The sequence below is a fragment of the Dyella sp. SYSU CM1112 genome (genome assembly GCF_058216415.1).
Genome location: NZ_JBZEGI010000018.1, coordinates 16,900 through 29,398, shown reverse-complemented (window position 1 = coordinate 29,398; position 12,499 = coordinate 16,900). Strand labels below are relative to the sequence as shown.

The 12,499-nt window shown below is 60.5% G+C and carries 12 protein-coding genes; 7 read left to right on the top strand and 5 right to left on the bottom strand.

The features are described 5' to 3' along the window. Positions 1-150: 150 nt before the first annotated feature. Together AC4HNJ_RS19320 and AC4HNJ_RS19315 are read right to left on the bottom strand one after the other, a co-directional pair. Positions 151-726 carry a phosphatase PAP2 family protein gene (locus AC4HNJ_RS19320; RefSeq protein ID WP_490481242.1) on the bottom strand — a complete coding sequence of 192 codons (576 nt, stop codon included), beginning with the start codon at positions 724-726 and terminating at the stop codon, positions 151-153. Next, the gene (locus AC4HNJ_RS19315) at positions 695-1,855 is read right to left on the bottom strand and encodes a glycosyltransferase family 4 protein (protein ID WP_490481241.1); all 1,161 of its coding nucleotides are present in this window, start codon (positions 1,853-1,855) and stop codon (positions 695-697) included. The genes AC4HNJ_RS19320 and AC4HNJ_RS19315 overlap by 32 nt, the downstream gene beginning before the upstream one ends. 251 nt (positions 1,856-2,106) lie before the next feature. On the opposite strand from AC4HNJ_RS19315, the gene gltX reads away from it, so the two are divergent. The 6 genes from gltX to AC4HNJ_RS19285 all read left to right on the top strand — a co-directional run bounded on the left by gltX (position 2,107) and on the right by AC4HNJ_RS19285 (position 6,414). Further along, positions 2,107-3,507 carry a glutamate--tRNA ligase gene (gene gltX, locus AC4HNJ_RS19310; protein WP_490481240.1) on the top strand — a complete coding sequence of 467 codons (1,401 nt, stop codon included), beginning with the start codon at positions 2,107-2,109 and terminating at the stop codon, positions 3,505-3,507. Positions 3,508-3,811: 304 nt separating this feature from the next. Continuing rightward, positions 3,812-4,081: a hypothetical protein gene (locus tag AC4HNJ_RS19305; RefSeq protein ID WP_490481239.1), complete on the top strand. Its 270-nt coding sequence runs from the start codon at positions 3,812-3,814 to the stop codon at positions 4,079-4,081. Between the two features lie 30 nt (positions 4,082-4,111). Continuing rightward, positions 4,112-4,591, top strand: a complete 480-nt coding sequence (locus tag AC4HNJ_RS19300) for a transcriptional repressor (RefSeq protein WP_490481238.1) — start codon at positions 4,112-4,114, stop codon at positions 4,589-4,591. 130 nt (positions 4,592-4,721) lie between these two features. Further along, positions 4,722-5,156, top strand: coding sequence for a MerC domain-containing protein (locus AC4HNJ_RS19295; protein ID WP_490481237.1), 435 nt, complete (start codon positions 4,722-4,724; stop codon positions 5,154-5,156). 56 nt (positions 5,157-5,212) lie between these two features. Next, positions 5,213-6,160: a cation diffusion facilitator family transporter gene (locus tag AC4HNJ_RS19290; protein WP_490481236.1), complete on the top strand. Its 948-nt coding sequence runs from the start codon at positions 5,213-5,215 to the stop codon at positions 6,158-6,160. An 89-nt stretch (positions 6,161-6,249) separates the two neighbouring features. Then, positions 6,250-6,414 carry a 30S ribosomal protein THX gene (locus AC4HNJ_RS19285; protein ID WP_490481235.1) on the top strand — a complete coding sequence of 55 codons (165 nt, stop codon included), beginning with the start codon at positions 6,250-6,252 and terminating at the stop codon, positions 6,412-6,414. 59 nt (positions 6,415-6,473) lie between these two features. Here the strand turns inward: AC4HNJ_RS19285 and hutI are convergent, their stop codons facing one another. Genes hutI through AC4HNJ_RS19270 form a run of 3 tightly spaced genes read right to left on the bottom strand, consistent with a single transcriptional unit; the run spans position 6,474 to position 10,800 of the window. Then, entirely contained in the window at positions 6,474-7,715 is a 1,242-nt protein-coding gene (hutI, locus tag AC4HNJ_RS19280) for an imidazolonepropionase (protein ID WP_490481234.1), read from the bottom strand. Then, positions 7,712-9,181, bottom strand: a complete 1,470-nt coding sequence (locus AC4HNJ_RS19275) for a chloride channel protein (RefSeq protein ID WP_490481233.1) — start codon at positions 9,179-9,181, stop codon at positions 7,712-7,714. Before AC4HNJ_RS19275 ends, hutI begins: the two co-directional genes overlap by 4 nt. A 56-nt stretch (positions 9,182-9,237) precedes the next feature. Further along, positions 9,238-10,800, bottom strand: coding sequence for a GNAT family N-acetyltransferase (locus AC4HNJ_RS19270; RefSeq protein ID WP_490481232.1), 1,563 nt, complete (start codon positions 10,798-10,800; stop codon positions 9,238-9,240). Positions 10,801-11,090: 290 nt separating this feature from the next. On the opposite strand from AC4HNJ_RS19270, the gene AC4HNJ_RS19265 reads away from it, so the two are divergent. Next, positions 11,091-12,461, top strand: coding sequence for a formimidoylglutamate deiminase (locus AC4HNJ_RS19265; protein WP_490481231.1), 1,371 nt, complete (start codon positions 11,091-11,093; stop codon positions 12,459-12,461). Positions 12,462-12,499 lie beyond the last annotated feature (38 nt).

Here is a 12,499-nt window from a genome sequence, read left to right as displayed (position 1 = left end):
CAGTGATGAAGTTTTGGTCAGAAAGTGCGCGCAGTTTTCCACAGTTGTTGTGGAAAGTATCCGGTAGAGCTTGTGGATAGGTAGGCTATGTCATTGAGCGCAAAGCATGTGAGCACAGCGTGATGAGCAATTGACCAGCGCAAACTTTGCTCACATAAGGAACTGTGGTGCGCTGTGCGCCAGCCACAATGACAAGGTACCAAGACCGCTGCCGACCAGAATCGCTGCGAGCACGTCGCTGGGATAGTGCAAGCCCAAAATCACGCGCGATGCGGCCACCAGGGCGGTGAAAGTGAGCAGCAGCGGGGCAAGCAATGGGTACCAGGCCAGTGCGACGATGGTGAAGCCTACGGCTTGCAGGGTGTGTCCCGATGGAAAGCTGAATTCATCCAACGGCGGTACGTGTGCAATCACGCCGGGACACGTGCGGAAAGGGCGCGGACGACGTGTCCAGCGTTTCAGGACGCGGTAGAGCAACAACGCTACCAGACCGGTTACCGCCATATGCGCGGCAGCTTCGAGTCCGCGCCGGCCATCGATCAGCGCCAGCGCGAGCATCAATGCGTACCAGAAGACGCCGTCGCCCAGGCGGCTGATCACGCCGAAGAACAGACCCACTGCATGGCGCGCGCCCCAGCGGTTGGCGGCGATGCACATGCGCCGATCGAACGCGTGGCGCGGCAGCGCGACCGTTTCAGGCAGGTGCGATGGTGACATGGCGGTCATGCATGTTCTCCTCGACCAGTTCACGCAGCAGATTTTCAAATTCACGGATCACGGCATCCGGCGAGAGCCGCTCTACACTGGCCGTGGCAGCGTGTCCCATGTGCCGCATCAGGCCGATGTCGCTGGCGAGCGTCACGGCTGCCGCGGTAAATGCATGGGCGTCGCCACAGGGAATCCGGAAACCATTGATGCCATCCATCAAGTGCTCGCGTGCGGCGCCTTCGGCGTAGGCGACGACCGGCAAACCAGCGGCGAGTGCTTCGAGAATCACGTTGCCGAAGGTTTCGCTGAGACTTGGAAACGGAAAGAGATCCGCGCTGGCGTAGTGCGCGGCCAGTTGTTCGTCGCGTTTCACGCCCACGAACAGAAAATCCGGATGAGCCGATTGCAATGATGCGCGGGCAGGACCGTCACCGACCCACACGTAGCGTGCTTTCGGCGCGACCTGTTGAATGGCGCGGAAAGTATCCACTGCCAGTTCGAGGTTTTTTTCCGGCGCGATGCGGCCGACATAAAGCACGACCGGCGTATCGGCATCTACTCCCCAGCTTTCGCGCAGCGTCATGTCGCGCTTGGAAGGATGGAACAGCTTGGTATCCACGGCGCGGCGCAGCAGGCGGGCATGATTGACACCCATCGCCGCCAGTTCCTGCGCAAGTGCTTCAGTCGGTACCAGCGTGACATTCGCGCGGCGATGAAAGCGGCCAAGATAGCCGTGCACCATGGGTGTGAGGAAACCCACGCCGTAGTGGTTGGCGTATGCATCGAATCGTGTGTGAAAACCGGTAGCAACCGGGATGCCCAGGCGCACCGCGGTTTTTACTGCCGATCGCCCCAGCGGGCCTTCAGTGGCGACGTAGACGGCATCCGGGCGGCGCTGAGTCCAGCGATGTCGCAGGGTGCGTGCAGCGGGCAGGCCGAAGCGCAAACCTGGATAGCGCGGTAGCGCCGCGCCCCGCGTCTCTAGTGCATCGATGCCCAGCTCGTCTTCATGGCTGACGGTTTGGCGAGGACGGACCAGATCTATGTCGTGGCCACGTGCGGCCAAACCGGCTGCCAGACCATGCACGGTGAGTGCGACACCGTTGATCTCCGGCGGATACGTCTCGCTGATGATGCCGATACGCATGGCGCATCCTCGTCTTGTACGGCCATAGCTTCCGCCGATGGCGTTTCGCCGGGATGGCGGTCAGGTGACAGGCCGGTTACGGGTGTTACCAAACGAGGAAAACCCCGGCGAGAGAGGGCCCAGGCAGCTGGGTGGAATGACTGGCTCCTCCAGCTTGTGAAAAGGAAAAGCGTTTCCTGAGGTAACTGGAGGGAGTTCCATCCCACGATCGGTTAAAATTTTCGGTTCAGCCCTGGCTCAATGCAGAAATCATGACCGTTCGCACCCGTTTTGCTCCCAGTCCCACCGGCTTCCTGCACATTGGGGGTGCACGGACTGCTCTGTATTGCTGGTTGGAAGCGCGTCGCCGCGGCGGCGAATTTCTGCTGCGCATCGAGGATACGGACCGCGAGCGCTCCACGGATGAAGCGGTGCGGGCCATTCTCGACGCCATGCAGTGGCTTGAGCTTGGCGCCGATCATCCACCGATCTATCAAACCCATCGCCTGGAGCGCTACAAGCAGGTGGCTCTCGATCTGGTCGCGGCCGGCAAGGCTTATTACGCCTATGAGACCAAGGAGGAGATCGAGGCGATGCGCGAGGCGGCCATGGCGCGTGGGGAGAAGCCACGCTACAACGGCTACTATCGTGACCGTAATGAGCCATACCGCGACGATCCGAACCGCGTGATCCGCTTCAAGAACCCGCTGGAAGGTTCAGTGGTGTTCGAGGACAAGGTAAAGGGCACGGTGGAATGGTCCAACGCCGAGCTGGATGATCTGGTGATCTTTCGCTCCGACGGCTGGCCGACCTACAACTTTGCGGTGGTGGTCGACGATATCGACATGGGCATCACCGAAGTCATTCGTGGCGATGACCATGTCAACAACACGCCTCGCCAGATCAACATCTATCTTGCCCTTGGCGCCCAGGTGCCGGAGTTTGCGCATTTACCGATGATCCTGGACAAGGAGGGCAAGAAGCTCTCCAAGCGCACCAATTCAGTCAGCGTGATGGAATACCGCGAGAATGGATTCTTGCCGCACGCGATTCTCAACTACCTCGTGCGCCTGGGATGGTCGCATGGCGATCAGGAAATCTTCTCGCGCGAGGAGATGATCCGTCTGTTCGACGTGGCCGATGTCAACAAGGCGGCCTCGCGTTTCGACGTCGAAAAGCTGATGTGGCTCAACCAGCATTATCTGAAGACGGACAATCCGTCCCTGCTGGCCGATGAGTTTGCATGGCACCTGGCACGGGCCGGCGTCGATGTCGCGAAGGGCCCGGCGCCAGCAGACGTGATCGTCGCCTTGCGTGATCGTGTGCATACGCTTAAGGAAATGGCCGAACGTGCCAAGATCTGGTACGGCCCGATCACCGACTGGGACGACAAGGCGATCGCCAAGCATCTAAAGAACGATAGCGCCATGCAGGTGCTCGCCTCCGCACGCGAATTGCTTGCGCAATGCGAGTGGAAACCCGAGCCGATCCATCAGGTAATCGAGCAGGTCGCAGCGAAACTCGAACTGGGCATGGGTAAGATCGCGCAGCCTCTGCGAGTGGCCATGACAGGGACGCAGGTGTCGCCTTCCATCGATCACACCATCTATCTTGCCGGGCGCGAAGCGGCACTTAAGCGCATCGACGACGCCATGGCATTGGCGCGGGCTTGATACCTCTTACGGAGGGCTCAGCTCGTGCCGGATCGGCCTTTTGATGGGGGATGGATATCAATGCTCGTCCTTCCTGCGAAGGCGAAAAGCGCATTCAATAGCGAAGCCGATCAAGCCATCATTGCTTTTGCCTCAGAGCGGCATGAGGTGCTGCCTTCGTGGCAATGACGGCAAAAGTGCGTGTCATTCTTGGAGCATGGCGATATGGAATATTGGAATAGCTTCAAACAGGCAAGGCGTTGCTTGAGGCAGGGAATAGCTGTTCCCGTGCCTCGTATCCGCATGACTTGACAGGTGGGCGAACTTGGAAGAACTGCTGGCCAAAGCGACCCAAGGTGTGGATCCCGGCGCGCCCGATGCGTTCTTGCACATCTTTATCAATCTGATGGGCATGATCCCTTGGGGTGCCTTGTTCTGGTGGAATCTTGTTTTCGTCGCCGTGGGGGCCTTGCTGGGCTGGTGGCGCGGGAAAGTGATGGCGGGCGTGGTCTGGGCTTTGGTACTGGGTCCGATCGGCTGGATTATCGTGTTGCTCACCCCCAGATCGGCCAAGCCACCGCCGCTGCCAAAGTAGCGGTGTATCATCGTTAATGAGGTGAATTTCTTGAGCAATCATTCTTCTGCCAAAGCGCACGACCATCGTCATGAAGGCCCTCGGGAATTTGTGGCGGCGGTAGAGCACGCCAGCGAAGAACGCGGCCTGCGGCTAACGCCGCTGCGGAAGGAAGTGCTGGAGCTGATCGCGGCAGCCGGCAAGCCGGTCAAAGCGTACGACTTGCTCGATCACCTGCGTGAGCGCCACGGAAATGCCGCACCTCCCACGGTCTACCGCGCGCTGGATTTCCTGCTGGAGCACGGCTTCATCCATAAGCTGGAATCCATCAATGCTTTCGTCTCGTGCCATCACCCGGCCGAGGCACACCAGGTTCCTTTCCTGATTTGCGATGTCTGTTCCAGCGCCCAGGAAGTCTGTGATGAGCGCGTGGCCGAGCTTATCGAAGCCCAGGCCAAGGCTTTTGGATTCCGGCCACAGGCGCAGACGCTTGAGGTGCACGGCGTTTGCAAGCAGTGCCGCAAGGCCTGAGCTGACAGCTCTAGCGAAACGGCAGATAGGCCCGCAAGGGGCAAGCCCTTGCGCAGACACCGTGTACGTTATATTGTACCAAAACGGTTTCCCCTGATCGGCCCTCTCCCGCACGGTGCAGTCCCACTCCATGGATTCGACGCCAACGTCACCGAACTCACGCTTGTGGAACATCGCCGATCGCATCGGAGCGGTTGCTTCATTCCTTTGCGCCATTCATTGCGCGGCGCTTCCTTTCGTGCTGGCAATACTGCCCTTGCTGGGACTCAGCTTCCTGGCAGACCATGGGTTCGAGCGCGGCTTTGTTCTTTTCGCAAGCGCGCTGGCCATGGTCGCGTTGATCAATGGCTATCGCCGGCATCACCGTGCACTCCCGCTTCGTCTTGCACTTCCTGGCCTGCTGCTGCTGGTCTCAGGAGTCACCTTTGCCGAAAGCTATTCCATCATCGTGCATAGCGTGTTGGTGACGTGCGGCGGCATGTTGGTGGCCAGTGCGCATTTCTTGAATCTCCGCCTCGATCGTCAGGCTGGGCACGTGCATGGTGCGCGTTGCGCGCATGGATGAATCATCGCGGCGCGCGGTGATTGTGTAACGGCTTTGTTGCTTCTTAGCATTCCGAAATGAATCACGCGCATAGCCATGCCCATGAGCATCACGATCACGCTCACGTAGCGGATGCGACGAGCCGCGAGCGCAAATTGTTCGTAGCCTTTGTGCTGACGGCAGTCATGATGGTCGCCGAGGCGGTAGGGGGCTGGTGGTCTGGTTCGCTGGCGCTGCTGGCTGATGCCGGTCATATGCTGGTGGATGCGGCGGCGCTGTTGCTGGCTCTGTTTGCTGCGCGCATGGCGCTGCGTCCGGCAGATGCACGGCGTACCTATGGTTATGGACGCACGGAGGTACTTGCCGGCTTCGTGAACGCGCTGACTCAGTTCGTTTTAGTCGGCTTTATCGCCTACGAAGCCATCGAGCGCTTTTTCCGGCCAGTGCAGATTCTTTCCGGTGTGATGCTAGGTGTTGCTACGGTCGGTCTGCTGGTTAATCTGATCGTGCTACGCAGTCTGCACGGCCACGAGCATGATGACGTGAACATGGGGGCTGCCAGTCTGCATGTATTGGGGGACGTGATGGGTTCGGTCGGCGCGGTGTTTGCTGCGTTGGCTGTGCGTTGGTTGGGCTGGAACTGGAGTGATCCGGCGCTTTCATTGCTGGTTTCGCTGTTGATCTTGCTGAGTGCCTGGCGGCTGCTGCGGCGTTCCACACACATCCTTCTTGAAGGCGTGCCGGAGGGCATGAACACGCACGAGGTCGAGGCTGCCCTGCGTGGTGCCGATACCGCCATTCGCGATGTCCATCATGTGCATGTATGGCAGCTCGCTTCCGGATCGCGGATGGCGACTTTGCACCTTGAGTTGCATGACCAGGACCAAGGTGCGCGTGCCTTGGCGGCAGTAAATCGATTGCTGATGGAACGGTTCGGTATCCATCACGCCACCGTGCAGATCGATCCAGGGCATTGCCCGGATGGGCGTCCGGGCTGCAGCGCACATCAGCACGGTCACCATTAGGCCCCACTATCTGGCAAGCCGCTTGCGCTTTGAGTGGCCGCTGTTACGATGATCGACCGTCAACAGCATTACGAACCAAGGAGTTCCCTATGGGCAAGGGCGATCGTAAAACCCGCCGTGGCAAAACCTACCGTGGCAGCTACGGCAATACGCGCGCGCACGTCGCACAGCCTGCAGTGGCTGGCGCCAAGTCGACCGTGACCAAGCCGGCTGCCGTCAAAAAGGCTGCCGCTCCGAAAAAGAAATCGGCTTGAGCTGAACGGCTCGCCGCATTAAAAAAAGCCCTTTCCGGGGCTTTTTTTATGACCGCTTATCACCCCGGTGATGTTCGGGACATGGTTTCCACCGAACGCCCACCCACCCAGACCTGACGAACCAGACTGCCGCCGATCCAATAGCACAGTTCGGCCGGTTGCTTCACGTTCCAGGCGACGAGGTCGGCGTGATGCCCGATCGCGATCTTTCCGCGATCGGCCAGGCCAAGCGCGCGTGCGGCATTTACCGTGATGCCACGCAAGGCCTCTTCGGGCGTCAGCCGGAACAGGGTGCAGGCCATATTCGCAGCAAGGCGCAACGAGAGCAGGGGGGACGTTCCCGGGTTGCAGTCCGTAGCAATGGCCATCGGTACGCGGTGCGCGCGCAACGCGCCGATAGGAGGAAGCTTGGTTTCACGCAGCGTGTAAAACGCGCCAGGCAATAGCACCGCCGTAATGCCGGCGCGTGCCATCGCTTCAATGCCTGCATCGCCCAGATATTCCAGATGATCTGCTGAAAGCCCTTGGAATTCGGCGACCAATGAGGCGCCTCCGAGGTCGGAGAGCTGCTCCGCATGCAGTTTTACGCGCAGCCCTAGCTGACGCGCATGCTCGAATACGCGTTGCGTTTCTGCTCGGCTGAAGCCGATTCCTTCGCAAAAGGCATCGACCGCATCCACCAGCCCCTCATCGGCAAGAACCGGTAGCAGTTCATCGCAGACCAGTGCCACGTAGTCGCCGCGACGCTCCTTGTATTCGGGCGGCAGCGCGTGCAGCCCCAGAAAACTTGTTTGTACATGGATGCCCAGTGTCTGGCCGATGCGTCGCGCTACACGTAGCATGCGGCGCTCTGATTCCAGCTCCAGGCCATAGCCCGATTTGATCTCCAGCGTGGTAACGCCGTCGGCCAGCAGGGCCTGCGCACGCGGCAGGGATTGGGCAAGCAGCTCATCCTCGCTCGCCTGGCGCGTGGCGCGCACGGTGGAGACGATGCCACCCCCAGCGCGCGCAATATCCTCGTAGCTAGCGCCATTGAGGCGCCTATCGAACTCCTGCGCCCGCTCGCCGCCGAAGACGAGATGGGTATGGCAGTCGATCAGCCCGGGTGTAACCAGGACACCGCCTGCATCATAAATTTGCCGGGCGGATGCCGCTGACAGCGGCGGGACGTCCTGCATAAGGCCGATCCACGCGATCCGCCCATCCTGGCATGCGACGGCCGCGTCGTTGAGCAGTCCATAGCCCGATTCATCGGCGAAGGTTGCCAGCGACGCGTTCGTCAGCAGCAGGTCCCAACTCATCGATCGGCTTCTTCCGTGCTGGCCTCATCGGACACCACCGGTTCTCCGTAAGCACTGGTTGGACCGATTTCTTCGACCGGCGCGGGGGCTTCATGCCCACGTTCCGCTTCCTCGCGTTGCGCTTGCTGGCGCTCGAAATCCTGGATCATGCGTTCCGCGAAGTCCTTGTACACGGGTGTCGGCGAGAAGATCGATGCTGCGGCGCGCGCGAGCAGGCATGCGGCCATGATCGGAATAACCATGTCCTGATTGTTGGTCAGTTCCATGGCGATCACCGCCGAGGTCAACGGTGCGCCGGTCACGCCGGACAGATATGCGCTCATGCCAAGCAGCACGATGGCCGTTTCTGGTGCGTGCGGAAGGAAATAGGCAATGTTGTGGCCGAGGCCTGCCCCTACCGCCAGAGCCGGAGAGAAGATGCCGCCTGGAATGCCCGCCCAGTACGACACCACGTTTGCCAGCAGTTTGACGAAACCGAAGCTATGGCCTGAAGTGACGGATGATTCCTGCACGAAGGCGCGAGCTTGTGCATAACCGGTACCGTAGACCGCGTTGTGCGAGATCACGCCCAGCACGGCCAGTACGAAGCCGCAGCCTACCGCGAACAAGACCGGGTTGCGGTCGCGCAGCCGTCCGATCATGGCGAGTGGTCCATGGCGGCTCAGCAGGATCAGGCGCGCGAACAGTCCGCCCAGCAAGCCGCAGACGATGCCGCATGCCAGTACCGCCAGCCATGCGTGCCCCAGCGGCAGACTGGCGTGGACGGTCCCGAAATACGCGTAATTGCCGGTCATGCCCAAGGAGACGACACCGCCTACGAACACCGATGTCAGCAGCAAGCCGCTGAAGCGATGCTCGAATGTGCCGGCCAATTCCTCGATCGCAAACACCACACCCGCCAGCGGCGTGTTGAAGGCGGCCGCCAAACCTGCCGCGCCGCCGGCAAGGATGAAACGCGACAGTGCCTTGGAATCGGAGAAGCCGAACCGTCGTCCCAGCCAGTGCAGCAACCCGGCGCCGACATGCACCGTGGGCCCTTCGCGACCAATGGAAGCGCCCACGAGCATCGCCACCAGCGTCAGGATCATTTTGCTGACGGCAATCGGCAACGCCAGCATGCGCGCACGAAAGCCGACATCATCGATATGGATCGTCGCGATAACTTGCGGAATACCGCTTCCGCGCGCCGCTTTGAGCTTTCCTTCAGTAGCCCAGGAGAGCAGCCCGAAGACGATCGGCGTGAGGATCAGCGGAATCCAGATCCCATGCGCCACGATCTTCTGGAAGATGCCGAACGCCCAGTCGCTGGCCTTGGCAAACAGAATGGCCGCCAGCGCAACCAGGATGGCGCCGCTCCATAAGGCGATACGGCGTTTCCACTGATAAGGGGCGAAGAACTCGTGGCCCAGGACGGCGCGCAGCCGGGGGTTGGAGGCGCGAGGATGAAATAAGGATGATTTGGACATCCGTCAATTATGGCAGATACCTTCGCCCAGCTCTTGCGGAACAGGTGGGAATCCGGTCATCGCGATTGCCGCAGCCAGCGCGTTTCATAAAGGTCGTAGCGCCGGTCCTTCAGATTTTGCACCGTCCCGGCGTTGCGGGCGCGGGCCAGGCCGTCCAGGCGCAGATCGGCAAACAGCACCGTTTCGATATTCGGTGTCGAATCGGCGGCGACACCGTCGCGCGCGAACAGAAAATCGCTTGGCGTCAAGATGCAGCTCTGTCCGTATTGGATATCGAAATTGTTGACGCCGGGCAGGTTGCCGACATTGCCGGACAGAATCACATAACATTGATTTTCAATGGCGCGCGCCTGAGCGCAGTAGCGCACGCGCAGATAACCTTCGCGCACATCCGTGCAGAACGGCACGAACAGCATCAAGGCCCCCTGATCGGCGAGGTGCCGCGCCACTTCTGGAAATTCCGCGTCATAACAGATCATCACGCCGATCGGTCCGCAGTCGGTCTGGATGGTGGCGGCGCTGTCGCCGCCGGTGATGTTCCATACGATGCGCTCGCTCGGTGTGGGGTGCAGTTTTTCCTGCTCATGAATGGAGCCATCGCGCAGGCACACGTAGCACACGTTGTGAATATCGCCGTTGGCTTGTTCCGTAGGATGCGAGCCGGCCACGATGTTGATGTTGTAGTGCACGGCGAGCCGGCTGAAGAGTTCCTTCACCTGCGGCGTGTACTGGCTCAATTTGCGGATCGACTCGACCGGCGATAGCTCCGCGTTCTCGATCGACAGCAATTGCAAGGTGATCAGCTCGGGAAACGTCACGAAATCGGCGCTGTAGTCGGCAGCGATGTCCGTGAAGTATTCAACCTGGGTAGCGAATTCATCGAACGAACCGATGCGCCGCTGCAAGTACTGCACGGTGGCCACGCGAACGGTGTCGGGCAAGTGCTGCGATGATTTGACCGCTGGAATGTCAGGTTGGTCGAGCAGGGCAGGGTTGCGCCATACCAGATGCGCGGCGTACCCCTGCGACTCGTAGTCCGATGGCACATAACCACGCAGCAGCCCGATGATTTCGAAGTCGTTCGCCAACTGGAAGCTCAGCGTAGGATCACGACGTCGCCCTTCAACCACGGCCTGTACATAAGCTTCCGGGCTGCCATAGCGCTGGAGGTTGCGTGCCAATCCCGGAATGCGTCCGCCGAAGGTGATGCCGCGCAGTTTCAGCTCCATGCAAAGTCGTTTGCGCGCCTGATAAAGGCGCTGCCCGATACGCATGCCGCGATAGTCGGGATGCACGACTACTTCCATGCCGTAGAGCCAATTGCCGTCGGGGTTGTGCCGGGAGGCCATGCCGCCGCCGGTGATCTGCATCCATGTGTGCGGCTTGAGCGCCAGTGATTCATCGATGCGGAACGTGGCGCAGTAGCCCACGATCAAGCCCTCATATTCAACAACGAACTGGCCTTCGGGGAAATGCGTCTGCTGCGAGCGGAGCATTTCCGCCGAATGTCCCCACTCAGGCGTGTAGACCCGCGCGGTCAGATCCACCAGTGCCGATACATCGCCCCGGACCGCCTGGCGCAAAGCAAGCTTGGGTGCATTTTCATTCTTCTTAGCCATGACCTTCATCCTTTCTACGGATGTACCCATCCACGCTGCACCATGATGCCCAGAAGCGTGCGCGGAGGTGTCACGCGGCGCAGCATGCAGGTCCTCCGGGGTTTCCGTCGTGTTCTGCGTCAGCCGGTTGAACTCGGCTCTGGGGCCATCCCGTGCACAGGTAACGATCTTGAACGAGGCCGATAACGTTTGCGCTGTGTGAAATCACAGCTTCGCCAAGCCAGAGTGAAGCCCATGCGAGTGTGCCCGTGCGGGGCGGTTACACTTGGCGAAGCATACGGAGATGATTCATGAGCGACACGTCTGCAACCTATCAATTCAAGGCAGGGCATCTTTGGCGAGCCGACCACTGGCAGGATGAGGCTGCCTTTGGTGTGGATAGCCTCGGACGGGTGATCGAAGCCAGCGGTGATTCGCCGCAATACCTCGATGGCTGGGTGCTGCCCGGCATGCCGAACCTGCATTCGCACGCTTTTCAGCGGGCCATGGCGGGCCTGGCCGAACGTCGGGGGCCCGGCGATGATTCGTTCTGGACCTGGCGCGAAACCATGTACGGCTTTGCGGCGCGCATCGATCCGGATGGCCTGCGGGCGATTGCTGCGCAGCTCTATGTCGAAATGCTCAAAGCAGGCTACACGCAAGTTTGCGAGTTCCATTATCTGCACCATCAGCCGGACGGCACGCCCTACGCGCAACCCGAGGCCATGTCGCTGGCCTTGATCGAAGCGGCCCGCGAAGCCGGCATCGCTCTGACCCTGCTGCCGGTGCTCTACATGAGCGGCGGATTCGATGGACGACCGCTGGCGCCACGTCAGCGTCGCTTCGGACACGACGTAGAAAGTTATCTACGTTTGCTAAGCAGCCTGCGCAAGCTGGAAAGCCATGATGTGCGCGTAGGGGTCGCTCTGCATTCCTTGCGCGCGGTGCCCGAATCCGCATGGCGTGGTGTGATCGAGCAGGATGCGCTGAAAGCCGGCCCTATTCATATCCATATCGCCGAGCAAATCGGTGAAGTGCAGGATTGCTTGGCGACACGCGGCGCACGGCCGGTGGAATGGCTGCTCGAACACGCCCCGGTCGATCATCGCTGGTGTCTCGTGCATGCCACCCACCTTACCGATGCAGAGACTGACAGGCTGACGCGCAGCGGCGCAGTAGCCGGACTGTGTCCTACCACCGAAGCCAATCTTGGTGACGGCCTGTTTCCGTTGGCGCGCTATCTCGATGCGGGCGGGACCCTGGGAATTGGTTCCGACTCGCATATTTCCGTTTCCCCGGTCGAAGAACTGCGATGGCTCGAATACGGTCAACGCCTGAATACCCGACATCGCAACGTCGCGGCGCGTCATGCCGGCGATAGTGTCGGCGAAACACTGTGGCGCGCAGCATTGCAGGGCGGTGCGCAAGCGGCGTCGCTTCCCATTGGATCGCTTGATGCTCACATGCGCGCAGACTTCATCGTGCTTGACAACAACTCACCGCTATTGGCCGCGCGCGACCGCCGCTCGGTGCTGGATAGTTTTCTTTTCGCCGGCAACGTATCACCGGTCCGGCATGTGATGGCGGGTGGCAAATGGGTCGTGCGTGATTTCCAGCATCGGGATGAAGCCAGCATCGCCGCGCGCTATCGCACGGCGATGGCGCACTTGACGGGCACGTGATGAGCGCAAAGGCTTGTCTGCCACTTCTGTGTAGACAG

What these genes read in the sequence shown, in the direction of transcription:
- AC4HNJ_RS19320 (WP_490481242.1), bottom strand. Translation starts at nt 726, where the DNA reads ATGACCGCCATGTCACCATCGCACCTGCCTGAAACGGTCGCGCTGCCG.
- AC4HNJ_RS19315 (WP_490481241.1), bottom strand. Translation starts at nt 1,855, where the DNA reads ATGCGTATCGGCATCATCAGCGAGACGTATCCGCCGGAGATCAACGGT.
- gltX (WP_490481240.1), top strand. Translation starts at nt 2,107, where the DNA reads ATGACCGTTCGCACCCGTTTTGCTCCCAGTCCCACCGGCTTCCTGCAC.
- AC4HNJ_RS19295 (WP_490481237.1), top strand. Translation starts at nt 4,722, where the DNA reads ATGGATTCGACGCCAACGTCACCGAACTCACGCTTGTGGAACATCGCC.
- AC4HNJ_RS19290 (WP_490481236.1), top strand. Translation starts at nt 5,213, where the DNA reads ATGAATCACGCGCATAGCCATGCCCATGAGCATCACGATCACGCTCAC.
- AC4HNJ_RS19285 (WP_490481235.1), top strand. Translation starts at nt 6,250, where the DNA reads ATGGGCAAGGGCGATCGTAAAACCCGCCGTGGCAAAACCTACCGTGGC.
- hutI (WP_490481234.1), bottom strand. Translation starts at nt 7,715, where the DNA reads ATGAGTTGGGACCTGCTGCTGACGAACGCGTCGCTGGCAACCTTCGCC.
- AC4HNJ_RS19275 (WP_490481233.1), bottom strand. Translation starts at nt 9,181, where the DNA reads ATGTCCAAATCATCCTTATTTCATCCTCGCGCCTCCAACCCCCGGCTG.
- AC4HNJ_RS19270 (WP_490481232.1), bottom strand. Translation starts at nt 10,800, where the DNA reads ATGGCTAAGAAGAATGAAAATGCACCCAAGCTTGCTTTGCGCCAGGCG.
- AC4HNJ_RS19265 (WP_490481231.1), top strand. Translation starts at nt 11,091, where the DNA reads ATGAGCGACACGTCTGCAACCTATCAATTCAAGGCAGGGCATCTTTGG.